The 18,518-nt window shown below is 57.6% G+C and carries 18 protein-coding genes; 5 read left to right on the top strand and 13 right to left on the bottom strand.

What is annotated here, in order from left to right:
- Positions 1-118 precede the first annotated feature (118 nt).
- The 5 genes from mobB to moaA form a co-directional block, all read right to left on the bottom strand.
- Entirely contained in the window at positions 119-637 is a 519-nt protein-coding gene (gene mobB, locus KW403_RS00565; RefSeq protein WP_223020867.1) for a molybdopterin-guanine dinucleotide biosynthesis protein B, read from the bottom strand.
- On the bottom strand, positions 634-1,257 hold the full coding sequence (gene mobA / locus KW403_RS00560; RefSeq protein WP_223020866.1) for a molybdenum cofactor guanylyltransferase MobA: 624 nt from the start codon (positions 1,255-1,257) through the stop codon (positions 634-636). The genes mobB and mobA overlap by 4 nt, the downstream gene beginning before the upstream one ends.
- 7 nt (positions 1,258-1,264) lie before the next feature.
- On the bottom strand, positions 1,265-2,473 hold the full coding sequence (locus KW403_RS00555; RefSeq protein ID WP_223020865.1) for a multidrug effflux MFS transporter: 1,209 nt from the start codon (positions 2,471-2,473) through the stop codon (positions 1,265-1,267).
- 114 nt (positions 2,474-2,587) lie between these two features.
- Positions 2,588-3,508: a DMT family transporter gene (locus tag KW403_RS00550; protein WP_223020864.1), complete on the bottom strand. Its 921-nt coding sequence runs from the start codon at positions 3,506-3,508 to the stop codon at positions 2,588-2,590.
- Positions 3,509-3,688: 180 nt separating this feature from the next.
- Positions 3,689-4,678 carry a GTP 3',8-cyclase MoaA gene (moaA, locus tag KW403_RS00545; protein ID WP_246637837.1) on the bottom strand — a complete coding sequence of 330 codons (990 nt, stop codon included), beginning with the start codon at positions 4,676-4,678 and terminating at the stop codon, positions 3,689-3,691.
- Between the two features lie 189 nt (positions 4,679-4,867).
- On the opposite strand from moaA, the gene KW403_RS00540 reads away from it, so the two are divergent.
- Positions 4,868-5,221, top strand: coding sequence for a gamma-butyrobetaine hydroxylase family protein (locus KW403_RS00540; protein ID WP_223020862.1), 354 nt, complete (start codon positions 4,868-4,870; stop codon positions 5,219-5,221).
- Positions 5,214-5,840, top strand: a complete 627-nt coding sequence (locus KW403_RS00535) for a pyridoxamine 5'-phosphate oxidase family protein (RefSeq protein WP_223020861.1) — start codon at positions 5,214-5,216, stop codon at positions 5,838-5,840. The genes KW403_RS00540 and KW403_RS00535 overlap by 8 nt, the downstream gene beginning before the upstream one ends.
- Positions 5,841-5,846: 6 nt before the next feature.
- Here KW403_RS00535 and KW403_RS00530 read toward each other — a convergent pair whose 3' ends face one another.
- The gene (locus KW403_RS00530; RefSeq protein WP_223020860.1) at positions 5,847-6,197 is read right to left on the bottom strand and encodes a VOC family protein; all 351 of its coding nucleotides are present in this window, start codon (positions 6,195-6,197) and stop codon (positions 5,847-5,849) included.
- Positions 6,198-6,216: 19 nt separating this feature from the next.
- On the bottom strand, positions 6,217-7,419 hold the full coding sequence (locus KW403_RS00525; protein ID WP_281425618.1) for an MFS transporter: 1,203 nt from the start codon (positions 7,417-7,419) through the stop codon (positions 6,217-6,219).
- A 108-nt stretch (positions 7,420-7,527) separates the two neighbouring features.
- Here KW403_RS00525 and KW403_RS00520 point away from each other — a divergent pair, with 108 nt between their 5' ends.
- Positions 7,528-8,376 carry an AraC family transcriptional regulator gene (locus tag KW403_RS00520; protein ID WP_223020859.1) on the top strand — a complete coding sequence of 283 codons (849 nt, stop codon included), beginning with the start codon at positions 7,528-7,530 and terminating at the stop codon, positions 8,374-8,376.
- A 25-nt stretch (positions 8,377-8,401) separates the two neighbouring features.
- Here the strand turns inward: KW403_RS00520 and KW403_RS00515 are convergent, their stop codons facing one another.
- Complete coding sequence (locus KW403_RS00515) at positions 8,402-8,854, bottom strand: MarR family winged helix-turn-helix transcriptional regulator (RefSeq protein ID WP_223020858.1); 453 nt, start codon at positions 8,852-8,854, stop codon at positions 8,402-8,404.
- Positions 8,855-8,901: 47 nt separating this feature from the next.
- Between KW403_RS00515 and KW403_RS00510 the strand changes: the two genes are divergently transcribed.
- Complete coding sequence (locus tag KW403_RS00510; RefSeq protein WP_223020857.1) at positions 8,902-9,855, top strand: alpha/beta hydrolase; 954 nt, start codon at positions 8,902-8,904, stop codon at positions 9,853-9,855.
- Positions 9,856-9,980: 125 nt separating this feature from the next.
- Complete coding sequence (locus KW403_RS00505; RefSeq protein ID WP_223020856.1) at positions 9,981-11,861, top strand: L,D-transpeptidase family protein; 1,881 nt, start codon at positions 9,981-9,983, stop codon at positions 11,859-11,861.
- Between the two features lie 53 nt (positions 11,862-11,914).
- On the opposite strand, the gene KW403_RS00500 is transcribed toward KW403_RS00505, so the two are convergent.
- From KW403_RS00500 to KW403_RS00480, 5 genes are all read right to left on the bottom strand, one after another.
- The gene (locus tag KW403_RS00500; RefSeq protein WP_223020855.1) at positions 11,915-13,369 is read right to left on the bottom strand and encodes a TrkH family potassium uptake protein; all 1,455 of its coding nucleotides are present in this window, start codon (positions 13,367-13,369) and stop codon (positions 11,915-11,917) included.
- A gap of 130 nt (positions 13,370-13,499) precedes the next feature.
- Complete coding sequence (locus KW403_RS00495) at positions 13,500-14,300, bottom strand: methyltransferase, TIGR04325 family (RefSeq protein WP_223020854.1); 801 nt, start codon at positions 14,298-14,300, stop codon at positions 13,500-13,502.
- A gap of 147 nt (positions 14,301-14,447) precedes the next feature.
- Positions 14,448-14,987, bottom strand: a complete 540-nt coding sequence (locus KW403_RS00490) for a hypothetical protein (RefSeq protein WP_246637835.1) — start codon at positions 14,985-14,987, stop codon at positions 14,448-14,450.
- 47 nt (positions 14,988-15,034) lie between these two features.
- The gene (locus KW403_RS00485) at positions 15,035-16,378 is read right to left on the bottom strand and encodes an HlyD family type I secretion periplasmic adaptor subunit (RefSeq protein ID WP_223020853.1); all 1,344 of its coding nucleotides are present in this window, start codon (positions 16,376-16,378) and stop codon (positions 15,035-15,037) included.
- A 13-nt stretch (positions 16,379-16,391) separates the two neighbouring features.
- Positions 16,392-18,518: a type I secretion system permease/ATPase gene (locus KW403_RS00480; protein WP_223020852.1), complete on the bottom strand. Its 2,127-nt coding sequence runs from the start codon at positions 18,516-18,518 to the stop codon at positions 16,392-16,394.

Below are 18,518 nucleotides of genomic sequence, written 5' to 3'. Positions count from 1 at the left end.
TCTGCCGCTTCCGGCCTCCTGCCGGGCGGAACATGAAGCCGGATATTCCCACCGATCCTATTCAAATTGCAACCTTAAAGGTGACTGGTCCCATGCAATGAAGAGAGGGTTCGTTCTCCTAGCGAGCTGGCCGGCCGATACCTGTGTGGCGAACGATAAAATCGGCGATCTGCTCCACCTCTCCGAGATCAAACGATGGAAGATCGCCTGTCTCAGTCTCGTGGTCTGCGGCAACAGCGACGATGGTCGGCTCTTCTGCTGCCAGGAAGGTCAGATTGCGCGCTTCTTGCCGCCTACATTCCAGCTTTGGATGATTTTCGCGTTTGAAACCTTCGATCAGGACGAGGTCGCACGGTGAAAGGCGTGCGAGCATTTCGGTCAGGGGCGGCTCTTGTGCTCCGTCCAATTCGTGAATGATCGCCCAGCGTTTTCCGGAGACGATTGCCACCTCCTTGGCTCCCGCGGTTCGGTGGCGGTGAGAATCGGTGCCTTCATGATCTATGTCGAAAGCATGGTGAGCGTGTTTCAGGGTGGCAATGCGGAAACCGCGCTTCGTCAACTCCGTGACAAGAGCCGCCGCAAGGGTGGTTTTTCCGGAATTCTTCCAGCCTACAATGCCAAAAACCGCCTGTATCACATTGCTTCCCTTTGGTGTCTTTCACGCGCCGTCTGGAGATCTTCGGGCGTGTTGATATTGAAGAACGGATCGGCGTCGGGACTGCAGGGAAAGTCCACGAAAGCCGTATTGTGTCGCTCGCAAGCATAGGCGCGGAGGCGACGGGTTCCGCCGCTGATAAGATGGCGGGCTAGGTCATTGGCGAGTGGCAGAGGCCAGAGAGCGAAGACCGGATGAAGTGCGCCGTTGCTGCGCGCCATTGCGGGCCCTCCTGAAACAAGAGCCGCATCCATCAGGCGCGGAACAAGGTCTGCAGGAAGAAAAGGCGTGTCTGCTGCAGCTGTCACGATATGGGAAAGCCCGGGTGCGTTCTCTTCCGCCCATTCAAGGCCCGCCAGAACGCCGCCCAACGGACCCATGGGTTCGGGGAGGGGATCTGCAACCACCTCAAGCCCCAGCGAAGCGAACCTCTGCGGGTCGCCGTTGGCGTTGAGCACCATGCGGTCGACCTGAGGTGCTAGCCGCTCCATCACCGTTTCGATGATCGTTTTAGTGTTGAGACGCAGCAGTCCCTTGTCGCCGCCACCCATGCGCTGCGCCGTTCCACCGGCGAGGATGACCCCTGCTACGCCCAAACTCATCGCTCCCTCAGATGTTTCCTGCCTGGCGGGCAACATAGATCACATAAAGCGATGCGACGATGGCGAGCGTGGAGGATGCGAGCATCACCCATATCAACGGGAATGGGCCGGTTTCCCGAGAAAGCACTAACCCGGCAATAACTGAAAGCGCCGCTCCTCCGCCGATCTGCAGGGCCCCGCCGAGGCCCGAGGCCGAACCGGCAAGATGCGGCCTGACGCTGACAATGCCCGCATTGGCATTTGGCATGGTCATGCCGTTACCGATGCCAACGAAGAATGAGGGACCAAAAAGCGACATCGGATGAAGAAGCCCTGCTGCAAAAAGCACCAGCGAAAGAACAAGTCCGAGAGAGGCAAGAATATTGCCCGCAAGCATCATGGGATTGATACCGATCCGCCTCGAGAAGCGAGCAGTAAGAAAATTTCCGATCATGTAACCGACCGAGATCAGGATGAAATACATCCCGTATTGAGATGGCGTCAGATCGAGAATTTCCGTGGCGACGTAGGGGCCGCCGCCGAGGAATGCAAAAAATGCTCCTGACGCCATGGCGGCGGTTGCCGTGTAGCCCCAGAAACGTCTGGCGCGGAAAAGCTCGGGATAGTTTTTTACCTGGGCCGTCATGCTGGCGGATGGGTTGCGGTTTGTTTCGCCCAGGTCGAGATACACCACCACGAACGAGATGATCCCGAAGCCGAGGATCAGGTAAAACGTTGCTTTCCATCCGTAGAGCTCATCCAGAAACCCTCCGATCAGGGGCCCAAGCATGGGAGCGAGCGTCATGCCCATGGTGATATAGCCTATTCGGCTTGCCGCTTCATCCGCACCGACCGTGTCGCGCACGATAGCCCTTGAGAGAACCATGCCGGCGGCGGCGAAGGCCTGCATCACCCGACAGATCAGGAAAACGGTGATGTTGGGCGCAATCAGTGCGGCGATGGTTGCCAGAATGAATATTGCGAAACAGGTAAGCATGACCGGACGGCGACCGAAATGATCCGAAGCGGGGCCGATCCCCAGCTGAAGGACGGCTGTGGCCGCAAGGTAAAGCGAAACCGCCAGTTGAACGATGCTGTAGTCCGCTTGGAAATACAAAGCCATGCCAGGAAGGGAGGGCAGGAAAACGTTCATGGAAACGGCCGCCGTCGCGGTCGCGATCACGAGTGTCACGATGTGAGGCGGTGTTGCTGAGCGAGATAGGATTTTTTTTTCCATAACGTCTTGCGAACCTTGCATGTTCATCGGCCTGACGACTGTGGCCGAGTGGTGCCGGCATTTTTTGAAGATGCTCGTTTGGGCCGGCGGAATTGAACGACTTAATGAATCACGTCATGTGCCTTCAGTGGCCATTCCGGGACTGGTGCTTTTTGCGGCAGGCTTCGTTCGGTTGACGATCTGTTCGCGGTAAAGCGTGTAGAGACCTGAACATACGACCAACAGGGCGCCTGCAATCATCACGCGATCGGGCCAGTCGGCAAAAAACACAATGCCAAGCCCGATGGCCCATAAGAGCGCTGTATAGCGGAAGGGTGCGATGAAGGAGAGCTCGCCTGCCCGCAGCGACAGCACGATGAAATGGTAGCCGCAAACAATGCACAATGTGGCGCCCACAAGAACAGTGAAATCGGCTCCGCTCATCGGTGTCCAGCCTCCGTAGGGTGCGAGTAAAACGGCGCCGGCAATCGTCACCGAGGCGGCGGTCGCAGCAGAAATCAAGGGAGAGGGGATATCTGGCGGTATCTTCCGGGTCGTGAGATCACGCATCGTGGCAAAGGCCACTGCTGCCACACCGTAGAGCGAATAGGCATTGAAGGCATCGAAGCCGGGCCGAATGATGATCAAGATGCCGATGAAACCCACCAGAATGGCGCTCCAGCGGCGCCAACCAACGGGCTCGCCCAAAACGAAGGCCGCGCCGAGTGTCACAGCTAGTGGAAGTGCCTGCATGACGGCTGCAAGGTTGGCAATCGGCATATGGGCAAGGGCCGAAAGGAAACAGATGGTGGCACCGGTCTCGCCCGCGACGCGCAAGGCTACCATGGGGTGGAAGATGGCGCGCGGCGCTTTCAGCGCTTTCCAGTGCCATGCGAGCAGCATCATGACCAGCGTAGCCATGACCCCGCGCACCAGCATGACCTGCGCCATATTCATGTTTTCGGCCACTAGCTTTGTCAGGCCGTCATTGACGGTAAAGCCAGCCATGGCAACGGACATAAAAAGCGCACCGCGCGCATTCGGCGAAAACGACACGACCACCCCGCAGTGCACAATGGCGAACAGGTGACGGTTTTCAACGTACCGTGCCCACCTTGAATGAGTTCCTATGGTGTTCGGGAAAAAACGAATCCCACCTCCACAATGGGATCCGATGCTAAGTATACCTTATTGAATTGGCAATCGGTTCGTGGCTGAAAAACCGGAGGCTGCGACCTAACCGCCAGTGACGCTCATATGCCGTGAGACCGATGGGCGATTGGTGCGCCGGTCAATGACGAAATCATGCCCCTTGGGTTTGCGCGCAATGGCATTGTCGATAGCCGTGGCGAGAAGATCATTGCCTTCCGATGCTCTCAGCGCGGCGCGCAAATCGGCTGAATCGTCCTGGCCGAGGCACATATAGAGCATGCCGGTGCATGTGATGCGCACGCGGTTGCAGCTTTCACAGAAATTGTGTGTCATCGGTGTAATGAAGCCGAGCTTGCCACCCGTTTCGGCAATGTCCACGTAGCGCGCCGGGCCGCCCGTCTTGAAGGGAATGTCTGTCAACGTGAATTGCCGCTCCAGTTGAGCGCGAAGGAGGGACAGTGGGAGATACTGGTCGGTTCGATCACCGTCTATCTCACCCATGGGCATTGTTTCGATCACGGTCATGTCCATTCCGCGACCATGCGCCCAGCGCAACATGGTGGGAATCTCATCTTCGTTGAAACCCTTGAGTGCCACGGTATTGAGCTTGATCTTCAGCCCGGCTTCTTCCGCAGCCTCAATTCCGCGCATAACCTTTTCCAGCTTGCCCCACCGGGTGATTGCATGGAATTTGCCCGGGTCCAGCGTGTCGATCGAGACGTTGATGCGTTTCACACCGCAGTCGGCCAGCTCACCCGCAAAACGCTCGAGCTGCGAGCCGTTGCTGGTCAAGGTAAGCTCGTCAAGCGCCCCGGTTTTCAAATGCCGTGAGAGCTGGCGCACCAGATGCATGATGTTTTTGCGTACCAATGGTTCTCCGCCGGTGAGACGCAGGCGTCGAACGCCTTTCTCGATAAAGACGGTGCAGAGCCGGTCCAGTTCCTCGAGGCTCAGCAAGTCCCGCTTGGGGAGGAACGTCATGTCCTCCGCCATGCAATACACGCAACGGAAATCGCAGCGATCGGTGACCGAAACGCGCAGATAGTCAATGGCGCGCCCAAAAGGATCGGTCATGGTGCTTTGCGTCATAGGCTCGCTTCCGCTGGCATTCTTCATCGGGTTGGTACTCTGTTATGTCGTGACATACGGCTCGCCCGTCAAGCGCCACAGGCTAGCATTGGTGCAATTGTCCGGGCAATTGCAGGGAAGGGCTTTTCACTTGGGCCAAAGCTGAATAGGTCTAGATCCGAAAGGCGGTGGCTCATGAAACCTCCCAAGGAACTGCGTGTTTCAAAGGACCGCTCGGTGATGGCGGTTCTGTTTTCGGATGCCGAACCAGTCGAGCTGTCGGCTGAAATGCTTCGCGTGTTGTCCCCTTCGGCCGAGGTGCAGGGACACTCGCCCGAACAGCGCGTAACGGTTTCAGGAAAACGTCACGTAACCATAAGCCGGGCCGAGCCCGTCGGCAATTATGCGGTAAGACTTGTGTTCAGCGACGGACACCAAAGCGGCATTTTCACCTGGGCCTATCTGCATGAACTCTCCACCAGCAAAGAGGCCAAGTGGCAGTGGTATCTGGACGATCTGAAGCAAAAAGGATTGAGCCGTGATGCTTGAGCCGGACGCACATTCCATTACGTCGATTGAGGCCCTTGAAGCGCTTTACGGGACGGCCGGCCAAGCCTCTCTCGTCAAGGTCACGGACCGGGTGATACCGGAGTATGCAACGCTGGTTGCAGCGTCGCCCTTTGTGGCGCTCGCCACCATCGGTTCTGAGGGGATTGACTGCTCGCCGCGCGGCGACAAACCCGGCGTCGTGCGCATTCATGATGAGAAAACGCTCATGATGCCCGATCGGCGCGGCAACAACCGTATGGATTCGCTACGCAACATTGTTCGTGATGAACGGGCCGCCTTTCTTTTCCTGATTCCGGGATCCGGTACGACGTTGCGCGTCAACGGCCGTGCGAGGCTTTCGATCGATCCTGATTTGTGTGCTTCCTTTGCTGTTGATGAAGCCGCACCGCGATCGGTCATCGTCCTTTCGGTGGTGGAGGTTTATTTTCAGTGCGCGCGGGCGATCGTTCGCTCCGACCTCTGGAACAGCGAAAAGCATGTCGATCCGAAGAACCTGCCGACGCTTGGGCAAATCCTTCAGGTGACAAGCCGGGCTGAGATCGATGGTGTTTCCTATGACAGGGAATGGCCTGACCGTGCCCGAAAGAGCATGTGGTAGCTCACCTCAGCGGTGAACGAGAATGTTCACCAGCTTTCCGAAGGGGTCGCGGGTGTAGAAGCGCCTGACGCCCCAAGGCTCCTCGGCCGGGCCGTATTCAACGGGATATCCTGCCTTCCGGACCCTCCCAAGCGCCTCATCGAGATCGTCCACCTCAATGGAAAGATCGGGCACAGGCGTGTCCGATCCTCCCTGTGACATGATGCTCACCTGCAGGGTCATCTTTTCCTGCGCGCCATAGGTCGCGATCCAGCCCTGATGCATCAGGATGTCGAGCCCAAGGACATCGGCGTAGAATTGCCTCGCCTTGTCGACCTGGTCCGAGGCTATGTTGGCGACAATCCGCTTCACTTGCACGACATGTCTCCGTTCGATCTCATCCCGTCTTTTTGAGGTTTGGGAGAAACACGGTCAACAGGCCGAGCAATGGCAAGAAGGAGCAGATCCTGTAGACGAATTCGATCCCGGTGCTGTCTGCGACGATGCCCAGCACCGCTGCCCCAAGGCCACCGAGGCCAAAGGCAAAGCCAAAGAACATGCCGGCGACCATCCCCACGCGGCCCGGCAACAGCTCCTGCGCGAAAACCACGATCTGCGGGAAAGCGGACGCGAGAATAAGGCCGATTGCAACGCTAAGGACCGGGGTCCAGAACAGGTTGGCATAAGGGAGAGCCAGGGTGAATGGCAGGACGCCGAGTATGGAGAACCAGATCACGGTTTTCGATCCGATACGATCACCGATCAACCCACCCAGAACGGTTCCGGCTGCGACCGATCCCAGGAAAACGAACAGAAGAATCTGGGACTGCTGGACACTGATCCCGAATTTCTCGATCAGAAAAAACGTGTAATAGCTTGAAATTCCAGCCATGTAGACATTCTTCGCGAAGACCAGAGAGACCAGAATTGCGAGCGACATGGCGATCTTGCCGCGTGGAAGGGCAACGACCTGGGAGGGTGCTGCACGTTTTGCGGTGCGCTGGCGGTATGCTGCATACCACGCGCTTACGCGCCACAGAACGATCATGCCGAGGAGTGCAGCAAGAGAGAACCACGCGACACTGCCCTGACCTCGTGGCACCACGATAAAGGCGGCGAGCAGCGGACCGATTGCCGTGCCCGCATTGCCACCCACCTGAAAGACCGCCTGCGCCAGCCCATACCGACCACCCGATGCAAGACGGGCCACACGGGAGGATTCAGGGTGAAAGATCGCAGATCCCAGACCAATGAACATGGCCCCGATCAGGAGCAGCGGATAATTGGCGGCCGTGGCCAACAGAAGCAGTCCGATGAAGGTCGACCCCATGCCGACGGGCAGGGAGTACGGCATGGGCTTCTTGTCAGTGGTTAGCCCGATAGCCGGCTGGAGCAGCGACGCGGTCACCTGAAACGCCATGGTCAAGAGGCCGATTTGCCAGAAATCCAACCCATAATCGCTTTTGAGCATCGGATAGATCGCCGCGAGCATCGACTGCATGATGTCGTTCAGCATGTGGCAGAAGCTGACGGCCAGTAGAACCGCAAACGCGGTCTGTTCTGCTGGTGCGGCGGGCCGGTCGGCGGTGGTGTCGGTCACGTCAATGCTCCATGGGAAAACTTCGCCGAATGGACGGCAGCCGCTTATACGCCCCTTGCAAATGACCTGCCTCGGTGATTTGGTCTAGTTTTTTCGCAAGTGGGCCAAATGATTTCTCCCTCTAGCCCCAATAAAGTTGTCTTCAATAGCGACAGGCCGGTCGACGATGAAAAGCGTCGCTCATGGCTGGAGGACATGGAGGGTGATCTTGTCATCGGTGAGATCGCGCAGTCCGCGCATGCCGAGGTGCCTGCCCATCGTCATACGCGGGGGCAACTCCTTCACGCCAGCCGCGGGGTGGTGCTGGTCAAGACCAGGTTTGGTCATTGGATCGTGCCAACCGGACAGGCCATCTGGATACCTTCCGGGCTGGAGCATGCGGTGGAGATGATGACCGATGTGCGTGTGCAGTCGGTTTATGTTTTGCCTGAAGCGATCCCTGATCTGCCATCGAGGCCCCGTGTCGTTCGAATAACCCCGCTCATGCGAAGCCTTCTGGAGGAGGTGGCGACATTGCCACATATCGTGCGTCCAACCGGACGAAACGGTCTGCTCTACGGGCTCATCATGCATGAGATACCACGTTTGCCCGAGTTGCCGCTGGGATTGCCATTTCCCTCAGATCCCCGTCTTGCACGCATGTGCCGAACCTTTCTTGAAGCACCGGAGAGCCGTGTCATCATCGATCATTGGGCGCATTCGGCGGGCATGAGCAGGCGCACGTTTACGCGACGTTTCAAGCAGGAGGTGGGGCTCAGCCTCTCGCTTTGGCGTCAGCAGGCCAGCCTGTTTGCCGCGTTGCCGAGACTGGCAAGCGGAGAAGCCGTGACCACCGTGGCTCTGGACCTGGGCTATGAAAGCGTCGCCGCCTTCACCACCATGTTCAAAAGAATGCTGGGTGCTTCGCCGCGCAATTATTTGAGAGAGCCGGAGGCAGAAAGCGCGGCCGAGGTATAGCCCGCGTTTGTTGAAAGTCGGTCCTTCACTCTTCGGCGAGTGCCTCACTGATGCGGCGCATCTGCTCTCCCATTGCTTCGCATTGTGCTGGCGTTGATTGCGCCATCACCCGATCAATGAGCTTTGTATAAACCGCTAGCGCTTCCATCAGCCGCTGTTCGCCATTCTGGGTCAGGTACAGGCGCAAGACACGTCGGTCATTGGCGTCGTTTTCACGGCGCACCAATCCCTGAGTTTCCAGTTGAGGTAACAGCATGGTGATGTTCGAGCGGCCGACCAGAAGACGGCGGGCGAGATCGTGCTGGGATTGGCCGGGATGCCGATACAGGTTCATAAGCATGTCGAGCTGCGCAATCTTGAGGCCGAGGGGCTCGAGCGATTTGCTGAGCGCCCGTACGATGGCTTTCTCAGCACGTGCGACGGCGATCCATGTGCGAAAGCGCGGATTGTCCCAGGGGAGTTCTTGTATTTTGTTCATGATTGAACTAACTTTGTTCATGCTTGAACATTATCTGGGTTCCTACCATGACTCGTTTCAGCGTACGCTTTCTGAAAATCCTTTTTGGCACATTCGAATATGTCGCGCCAAGTCTCGGCGGGCGTTTGGCGTTCTGGTGGTTTTGCCGAACCCCTGATCCGATGCAGCTGTCTGAGAAGGAAAGACACCGGCTCGCGCGGTCCAAGAACTTCATGCAACAGGCACGCAGGCACCACCTGACGACAACACATGGCGAAATCGTAGCGCATGAGTTCGTGAACTGGGGCGCTCGGCGTGACGGACCGGCAGTTCTTGTTCTTCACGGGTGGCGTTCACGTGCCGAACATATGCAGGCCGTTGTGGAAGCGTTGCTTCGACGGGGGTTTCGCGTCGTTTCTCTGGACCTGCCTGGCCACGGAGCATCGGGTGGAAGATCCCTGAACATCGTCAATGCAGTAGCCGCGGTGAGTTCCGCCAACGAATGGCTCGGGCCGTTCGATGCAATGGTGGGACACTCCTTCGGTGGAGCGGTTGCGCTCAACGCAATCGCCGGTTCTGTGGCCGGAATTGCGCCTGTGCGTGTAAGACGTCTCGTAATGGTTGCCTCCCCCAATGCGCTTCCTGAGCTCTTTTTGCAGTTCGGCGCGTTCCTGGGGCTCGGTGTGAGAACTCAAAACGAATTTGAAGGCTGTGTCGAAGACATCGCCGGATTGCCTTTGCGGGAATTCGTGGCCGTTGATCAACTGCGGCAGGTCCAGATTCCGACACTGATCGTTCACGCTCCCGAAGACAAGGAGGTGCCCGCACCGGACGCCATCGCGATGGGCGGGGTGGGGGAGCATGTTTCAGTGGTCTGGGCGCCGGGCCTTGGACATCGTCGCATTATCGCTGACACAGGTATCGCCGCGCAGGCGGCGGCATTCGTGGCGACGCACAGGGACCGATGGCTGAAGTCCACGGTAGGAGCCCCGTTAGAAGATCGTTTACCAGTCCCCGATTGAGTGAGGATTTCAAAACAATTTTATCTATCAGCCCGCGACCTCGGAGCCGAGACCTGTTATTTTGGTTGTGAAACAAAACTTTTTGGTTGTGGCAACGGGCACAAATCTCGGCGGGGTGATCAATCATGTTGAAGTCCATGCGCAAAAGCGGGCTGGTTTGTATGGCAGCCGTGCTGTTCGCTGGAGGTATGGGGCAGGCCCATGCGCAGTCGGATAATCTTTTTGACATGCTGTTTGGCGGGGGTATGAGAAAACCTGACCGCGCCCGAAGCGAGCCCCCGCGCAACGCCCAGCCCGCTCCGGTAAAAAGAAGTCCTGCCAAAGCGCCAAAGATATCAGGCCCGTCCTATTACAGTTATAAGCCGGAGCCGCTCGTTCCCGTGGCATTTTCCGAAATTTCGATCCCCGCGACCGAGGACACGTTCGCGCCGGCACTTGAAGGCGTGTCCTTTCGTGAGGCCCTTCCGATGCTGGAAGGCGTCGAGCTGTATGCTGAGAAGGAAATCACTGAAGCAATCGTGGCATTTTACTCGAAGAGGCCCGACTTCATCTGGGTCTCCGGTCACCAGATCAACGAGCGGGCAAGGCGCGTGTTGCGGGTGCTCTCTGAAGCTTCCAGCCACGGGCTCTCCGATGTCGACTACACTGTCGGGGTTCCATCGAGCGACTTTTCCTATGACGACCTCGCAAGCCGCCAGAAAGAGCTGATCCGTTTCGAGATGACGCTGACTGCTCGCGCTCTGCGTTATGCGCGCGATGCGCATGCAGGCCGTGTCAAACCCAACAAGCTCTCAGGTTATCATGATTTTCCAGAGAAGCCGATGGATCTGGTTCAGAGCATTGGTTTCATGGCAAACATGACGGAGGCGGACCGCTATCTTGAGGGTTTGCATCCGCGCAATGACGATTACCGCCAGCTTCGTGCTGAGTTGGAAGTTTTACGTGGTGCTGCCGAGCGTGAGATCATCGTCGACCCGAAGACGATTGTTCGGCCGGGTGGAAAGTCGGCCGAGTTCGCCAAATTGCTAAAGATCATCGAACGCGACGCCGATGACGCCTTCTTGAAGGCTCATGGTGCGATGTTGAAGGACCATCAGGGAAGTGAAGCCTATGACGAAGCTTTGGTTCCGGTGATCAAGGCAGCGCAGGAGAGTCATGGTCTTAAACCGGATGGCATCATAGGACCACGGACGGTCGCGGCGATCGCGGGCGTTTCAAAAACAGCGCGTATCGAAAAGGTGCTTTACACGCTTGAACGGTTGCGTTGGCATCCCTCGGAACTGGGCGACACGCGTGTAGTGATCAACGCCGCCGCCTTTAACGTCGATTTCTTCGAGAATGGAAAGCCGCGGCTTTCCATGCGCACGGTGGTCGGGCGGAATAGCAACCAGACCACGTTTTTCTACGACAAGCTGGAAACCGTGGAGTTCAATCCATATTGGGGCGTTCCACGGTCGATCATCGTCAATGAAATGCTTCCTAAGCTCTGGCGTGACCCAAGCTACCTCGACAGGAACGGCTATGAGGTGATCAACAGCCAGGGTCGCAAGGTCTCCTCCTCCTCTGTGAACTGGGGGCGCTATGGAGCCAATGTTCCCTTCGGTGTTCGCCAAAAGCCGGGACGAAGCAATGCGCTGGGCGAACTCAAGATACTGTTTCCCAACCGCCATGCGATCTACATGCACGACACACCAGCCAAGAGTCTGTTTCAGCGAGACACACGCGCGTTCAGCCATGGTTGTGTTCGGCTGGCCGATCCACGCGCCATGGCCGCGGCGGTTCTTGATGTTTCCGTCGATGAGGTCTCGCGCGCCATCGAGACTGGAGATCGCAGTCGTCCTACCCGGCGCAAGGTCGAACGCGATATTCCAGTGTATGTCGGCTATTTCACGGCCTGGCCGCAGACCGATGGCGTGATTGCCTATCACGGCGATATTTATGAGCGTGACGCCCATTTGAAAGCTGCGCTGGAGAAAACCACGGATATACGCTCTTCGAGCATCTGATCCCGCACTGACCGGCGGACCAGGCCGTCCGCCGGGTGGGATACGGCTGTCCTTCAATCACGCCAGAAAGCGGGAACCAAGAGAACCACGACGGCGAGGATCTCCAGCCGACCGAGCAGCATCGTTGCAGAAAGAACCCATTTTGCGAAATCGCTGAGCGGAACGAAATTGCCGGCGGGGCCGATCGTCGTGCCCAATCCGGGACCGACATTGGTCAATGCGGTGAGTGAACCGGTTATCGAGGTGAGGAAATCGAGACCTGTCGTAGCCAGCAAAAGCGTTGCAACCACCCACGATATGAGAAAGCTGGTGACGAAAAGGACGACGGAGCGTTGCATCTCTTCGTCCACGACGCGTTTGCCATATCGCAAGGCCTGAACGGAATGGGGGTGAATGAGCAAGAGCAAGCCGTTGCGCAGCATCGCTCCCAGAATGAGAAAGCGATACGCTTTGATGCCGCCGGAAGTAGAACCGGAACAACCTCCCAAAAAAGTGGCGAAGAAGGCCAGCGTAACCGCAAATGGCCCCCAAAGCGTATAATCCTCGCTTGCAAAGCCGGTCGTGGTGATGATCGACGCAAAATTGAAGGCCGTAGAGGCAAGAATGTCGTCGAACGGATCACCGGTGGTGATGCGACGCTGCACCGCCAGAACAAGAACGATCGTCGCCACATAGCTGAGGAAAAGCCTGATCTGCGGGTCACGCAGGGCATCAAGTCGCCCACGCGCGAAGAACAGCACCAGAATGGAAAAGGGAAGGGCGGCGAGCAACATGAAGACCGTTCCGACCCACAAGACGGCATTGCCTTGGAAATAACCGAACGACGCGTCGTGTGTGGAGAAACCACCCGTTGCGATGGTGGTCATGGCGTGATTGATTGCGTCGAAATTGCTCATGCCAGCCGCCGCATATGCGAGGGCGCACAGTGCCGTCAAAAGACAATAGATGCCGACAAGAGCGATGAGAAAGCTGATAAAGCGTTCAAAGGGCCGGTTTTCAATGTCTGATGACTCGACGCGGAAGTAGGAAAAGCCGCCCACCTTGAGCAGCGGAAGCAGGAAAAGGCCGAGTGCGACCACGCCAATCCCGCCAATCCATTGCAGGATCGAACGCCATAGCAGAAGTCCGGGCGGCAAGGTGTCCAGCCCCGCAATGACGGTGGATCCGGTTGTGGTTATGGCAGACACCGATTCAAAAACGGCTTCGGCAAGGTTGAGTTTCAGCGACGCCGTGTAGAATGGGAGGGCTCCAACGAGGCCCAGCATCAGCCAAAGCAGCACCACGACCAGAAAAGTGGTCTGGGTGGAACCTCGGGTGAGTGGTGCGCGTGTGGCTGCAGCGATGGTGAGTGCAATGGCGCCGGTTGCCAATGAGCAGACGACAAAGATCTGCCAGTCGTCATTCGCGTAATAGAGGTCAACTGCGGCTGGCAGAAGCATCGAAGCGGCGACATAAACAGCGAAAATGGCCGCTGGGTAAGTGGCCGTCCGGATTGTGGATGGTTGCACTTTCTCTACCTCGAAATGAACCGGCTCCGTGGTAGAGGAGATTGAGCATCAAGGAAAGAGACTTCAAAAGCAGTGCAGACATGCACAATCAGCATGACTTTGGGCGCAGGCGCCGGGCAAGACATGGCGGTCAGTCTCTTACGCAATAAAAACCGGCACTTTCGCTCGCGCCATATTCGGGATGTGTGTCGATGACATGAGAAAGTGAGGGAATAGTCCAACGGTCGACGACCCGGTAGCCCATGCCCTCGACCGCTTCTAGAAAAGAAGCTTCGCTACGGATTTGATAAGGGACCAAGGCAGGCCCGATCCGTTCCAGCGTGACAATCGTTCGCCCCTTTCGCAGTGCCACCTTGTTCAAGAGAAGGTGTTTTGGCGGCGCAACCAAACGCCCAAGAAGATCGGGCAAGGGGAGATCTAGATATTGCAGCAAGCCCGATCCGAGAAACAGGTCGTAGGGGCCGCGATCGTCCAGGCTACCTGTAAAGCGCAAACTCTCGATACCATCGTCGCGAGCGCGTTTTTCTCCAGCTTTGACAATGGCAGGAACGTCATAAACGGTCCACTGAAGATGGTCGATTTCAGGTAGAAGGCCTCTGAACGCGCGGAACTTCGTGCCCATATGGCCACCTGCATCCAGCAGTGAACGGATGTCTTGCCGGAGTTGACTGAGCCAGAACAGAACCGGGTAGTCCCACGGCATCAATCGGCACATCTGCTCGAAAGCCACGCCAGCGACTGTGTCATGATCGTAGCCGGCAAGACCACGCCGGCTGGCGGCGCTCAAGGCGTCGTGATAGTTGGCGTAGACGCCGGAAAAGCGAACCGAACTATGCGCGACCATCCGCATGCGCCCCGCTGCCGCCTGAAACGGCAGAAGCGCTGTTCCATGCACTCGTTTGATACCCTGTTTGATGTGGCTCAGCGACATTTCTGATATTTCGGCCCGTTCTCTCTGAAAACCGGATGTTCTGACAAGAACGTAGCCTTTCCGCCCCGTTTCCACCAATTCATCAATCCGGCTGAGGCCCGGACCGATCGGGTTAGAGAGCGGGGAGGATGAACAATTCAGAAGGCTTCAAACCGGAAACCCATGCTTCTTTGCCAGCGCCCAGATATCGCGGTTCGTGGCGATCAGGCGATTGATGGAACTGGTGATGTTGGCGATCTCGGCGTCATCGATGGCGTCGACCTTTCCATACTTCAATCGATCGCCCGAATCCGAGATCCGCATGAGCAGTGTCGAGACATTTTCTCCGGTGTCATCGAAGGAATAGATGCAGTGATTGTATTTGTTCCGAAGCCGGGCCTCGCTCATCATGCTTCGTGTGACGCTGAGCACATCCTGGCGTGTCTGCGGATCGGTTCGTTCAAGCTTGGCGAGTCGCTCGACCAGATCCACACGCGCCCTGGAGGTGTTGAGGGTCAGGAAAATCACGGTGGCGGTTTCCATGTCCACGCGCGCAAGCCCCGCGATAAGATGGATGAGAAGACTTTCCGTGTTCGTCCACGTGTAGTTCAACTGCCCCAGCAGGGTCAGCACGTCGCGGAAACGCTGATTGCCTTCCTTCATCGCAAGAGTGCTCGCACTCACCTTGAATGGCCCGATGAAACGCATGCTAACACTGCGGATTTCAAGCGTCCACGCCAACGAACGATGGCGCTTCAATCCTCGCGGAAAGCGCGGTTCATGCTGTCCATGATCGGTTTCGAGAGATATTCGAAGAACGTGCGTTCCGCTGTCTGGATCAGAACTTCGGCAGGCATGCCTGGTGTGGGCAGAAACCCGCGGACGCGGGCGAGTTCACTTGGGGGCAGGCGAACGCGCGCAAGGTAGATCTCACGCTTGTCGGCCGCCGACTGATCACGCAGGGCGTCGGCTGAAACATAGAAAACCTCGCCCATCAGGACCGGTGTGGTGCGCTGATTGAGGGCGGTCAGCCGAACGGTGGCCTCCTGGCCAACTCGCACACTGTCGATCTTGGTTCGCGGAATCTGGGTTTCGATGATGAGGGGGACATCGGAGGGGAGAATCTCGGCAATGCTTTTGCCGCTTTCAATGACCCCACCGGGGGTGTGGTAATACAGCCGTATAACGGTGCCGGTAACGGGCGCATTGATGGTGGCGCGTCGCAAGACGTTCTCGGCTGCGCGTGATTGTTCGCGCACCGCATCAAGCTCTGCCTCGATTGCCTGCAACTCATCGAGGGCGGCCTGCCGATAGGCCGCAAGGGTTTGAGCTGCCTGTTGACGATACCGGGCGATCTGGGCCTGTGTTTCATCTACCTCGGCGGCAAGTCGTCCGATCTGCCCCTCCGCTTCGGCCATGGCCCGTTTGATCGCCGAAATCTCCGGCTTGCGCATCAGTCCTTGCTCATAGAGCTTTTGCTTGCCGGTAAATTCGTCGGAAAGAAAGTCAAGTTGGCGGCTGAGTGCCTGATGTTGAGCCTCGTAACCGCGTCCGCGAATTTCAAGTGCCGTGATATTGTTGTTGAGCAGCTCCAACTCACTGTTCAATTTGCGTTTCGAGGACGCGAAGTTGAGTTTCTGGCTATCGAGGATTTCAGCGACTTCCGGATCGATCATTCGCTCCGTCAACTCGTCGGGAAAGTCGATACTATCCCTTTCCTGATATTCCGCGCTCAATCGGGCGACGATGGCCAGCAGGCGGGCGCGCCTGAGAAAAAGCTGTCGTTCGTTGGCGAGAGCCGAGGTCTCATCAAGCTGGAGCAAGGGTTGACCGGCAACAATGTGATCGCCTTCCGAAACCAGTATTTCCTTGATGACGCCGCCTTCGAGGTGCTGGACGATCTTGTTCTGACCAGTTGCGACAAAACTGCCTTGCGAGATGACGGCTGCGGCCAGAGGGGCGAAGCTTGCCCAGAGACCGAAACCGCCGAAGCACGCGACCAGCAGAATGATCCCGGCTATCGATTGCTTGCGGATCGAACGCGGAACGTCCGCATACCACGTCATGTCCTGGAGTTTAGCAATATCTGCGGAGCTCATGGGAGGTCTGCCTTTAAGGAAGCTGGGTGGCCAGAGGGCCATTTTGCAATTGGCCGGCCTGGTGGGCTGCAAGCGCGCGCAGCACGTCCTCGCGGCGGCCGAACATGGAGATCGTTCCGTTCGTCATCAGCAGGATCTTGTCGACATGCTGGAGCAGGGACGGGCGCTGCGTAATGACGATCGCGGTGATCCGGTTCTGCTTGGCGTGCTTCAACGCCCGCGCAAGGGCGGCATCGCCGGCACTGTCCAGATTCGAATTCGGTTCGTCGAGAACGATCATGCGCGGATTGCCGAAGAACGCACGGGCGAGGGCGATACGTTGCTTTTGTCCACCCGACAGGGGGGAGCCGTCGGCGGCAACGATTGTTTCGTATCCCTGCGGGAATGTTGCGATCATCTCATGCACATCGGCAAGGATCGCGGCCTGATAGATCTCCTGATCAGCTACATCATCGCGCATTCGGGCAATGTTGGCTTTGATCGAACCGGGGAAGAGCTGAACGTCTTGCGGAAGATAGCCGATATTGTCGCCGAATTGACGCTGATCCCAGTTGCGCAGGTCCATGAGGTCCAGGCGAACGCTGCCCGAGGTGGGCAAGATCGACCCGACGAGCATTTTACCGAGTGTCGTTTTCCCGGCGCCGGAATTGCCGATGACTGCAAGTGAATCTCCCGGCCGAAGAGAAAAATTGATGCCGTTGAGAACGACCCGCTTGGTGCCTTGTGGCACATAAAGCACCCGTTCGACATCCAGCCTGCCTTCGGGCTTGGGCAGAACCAGCCGTTCAAGATTCAGGGGAGAGGAACGGAGCAGTGTGCTGATGCGCCGATAGGCCCCCCGCGAGAGAATGAACTGGTTCCAGCCCTCGATGGAGCCTTCGATCGGCGCCAGTGCCCGGCCCGCGATGATGGAGGCCGCGATTACCATGCCACCAGTTATGTGCCCCTGAATGGCGAGATATGCGCCCCAGCCGAGCAGAGCCACCTGGGTCAGAAGACGGATGGCGCGGGAGGTGGCGGCTGAAACGATGTTGCGGTCCTGCGCCTTGACCTGAGCCTTCAGGGAACCAGCCGTATCCTGCCCCCAGATTTTCACCGCTTCCGGGATCATCGCCAGCGCGTTGATGATCTGGGAGTTTCGCGCCATGGAGTCCAGATGCAGATTGGCTTTGCTCTGAAAGACATTCGCTTCGCCGAACGGGGCTGCGGTGGCGCGCTGATTGATGAACGCGACCAGGGTGAGGAGGAGTGCCGACAGGACCACGATGCTTCCCAGATGGGGGTGAACAAGGAATACGGCCAGCACAAAGATCGGGGCGAAGGGGATGTCGAGAAAGGCGAGCAGGGTGCCCGATACCAGGAATGAGCGCAATTGCTGGAGGTCTCCGAGGGTTTGGTATTCCCGTCCGCTTCCATGAAGCGAGGCGCGCGCGGCAGCACTCAGAATCGGTGCCCCCAATTGAGCCGCCACTTCGACCGCCGTACGCATGAGGATAAATCGTCGTATCGCATCGAAAACGGCTTGCAGCAGCACGGCGCCCACAATGACGATCGTCAACATGATGAGAGTGTCGGTTGAGCGGCTGGTTAGAACGCGGTCGGAGATTTGAAAGAGGTAGATCGGGATGGCAAGCACGAGAATGTTGCTGGCATTTGTGAAAAGGAGCACCATGAGCATGTTTTTGCGAACTGCCGAGAGGCCTGCGGTCAGGCTTTTAGAAAAGTCGACTGGGCCAAGCCGGCGGTGAAACGAGCCTTTGGTGTCTTTGCTCTTGGAAACTTCCGCTTTTTCGGTGCCTGCTCGGGTGTCGTCGATCTCGGTTCTACCACCCTCACGACCCGGATGCGGGGTGCCCGCTTCTGCGGTGCTATCCCCGGACCGCTGTGAGCCGGTAGACGGTTTGTCCTCGAGTGCCCCCGACGCGCTGTCATCCGCGGGGGGCGGATCGTCACTGGACTCGGCCTTTCCGATCTCTGCGCTTTGTCCTCCCGCGCGTGCATCCACTTCCTTGAAGATGCGAGAAATCTCTTCATCAGCAGCGCGCAGAATTCGTTGTTTGCGCGCCTCCTCTTCCGTGCCAAACGCACAGGAAGAGGCGTCATTCACATGGGCCAGCCGCTTTGTCGGTTTGTCCAGCAT

This window comes from Nitratireductor kimnyeongensis, assembly GCF_019891395.1.
Taxonomy (GTDB): Bacteria; Pseudomonadota; Alphaproteobacteria; order Rhizobiales; family Rhizobiaceae; genus Nitratireductor; species Nitratireductor kimnyeongensis.
Note: the sequence above shows the minus strand (reverse complement) of the source record. Positions and strands in the feature narration are given on the sequence as shown.

Bases quoted from the DNA above. Each gene is read 5' to 3' on its own strand.
- KW403_RS00495 (WP_223020854.1), bottom strand. From the start codon at position 14,300: ATGTCGCTGAGCCACATCAAACAGGGTATCAAACGAGTGCATGGAACA.
- mobA (WP_223020866.1), bottom strand. From the start codon at position 1,257: ATGAGTTTGGGCGTAGCAGGGGTCATCCTCGCCGGTGGAACGGCGCAG.
- KW403_RS00520 (WP_223020859.1), top strand. From the start codon at position 7,528: ATGATTTCTCCCTCTAGCCCCAATAAAGTTGTCTTCAATAGCGACAGG.
- KW403_RS00490 (WP_246637835.1), bottom strand. From the start codon at position 14,987: ATGCGTTTCATCGGGCCATTCAAGGTGAGTGCGAGCACTCTTGCGATG.
- KW403_RS00540 (WP_223020862.1), top strand. From the start codon at position 4,868: ATGAAACCTCCCAAGGAACTGCGTGTTTCAAAGGACCGCTCGGTGATG.
- KW403_RS00480 (WP_223020852.1), bottom strand. From the start codon at position 18,518: ATGCTGGACAAACCGACAAAGCGGCTGGCCCATGTGAATGACGCCTCT.
- KW403_RS00515 (WP_223020858.1), bottom strand. From the start codon at position 8,854: ATGAACAAAATACAAGAACTCCCCTGGGACAATCCGCGCTTTCGCACA.
- moaA (WP_246637837.1), bottom strand. From the start codon at position 4,678: ATGACCGATCCTTTTGGGCGCGCCATTGACTATCTGCGCGTTTCGGTC.
- KW403_RS00510 (WP_223020857.1), top strand. From the start codon at position 8,902: ATGACTCGTTTCAGCGTACGCTTTCTGAAAATCCTTTTTGGCACATTC.
- KW403_RS00535 (WP_223020861.1), top strand. From the start codon at position 5,214: ATGCTTGAGCCGGACGCACATTCCATTACGTCGATTGAGGCCCTTGAA.
- KW403_RS00505 (WP_223020856.1), top strand. From the start codon at position 9,981: ATGTTGAAGTCCATGCGCAAAAGCGGGCTGGTTTGTATGGCAGCCGTG.
- KW403_RS00485 (WP_223020853.1), bottom strand. From the start codon at position 16,378: ATGAGCTCCGCAGATATTGCTAAACTCCAGGACATGACGTGGTATGCG.
- KW403_RS00555 (WP_223020865.1), bottom strand. From the start codon at position 2,473: ATGGAAAAAAAAATCCTATCTCGCTCAGCAACACCGCCTCACATCGTG.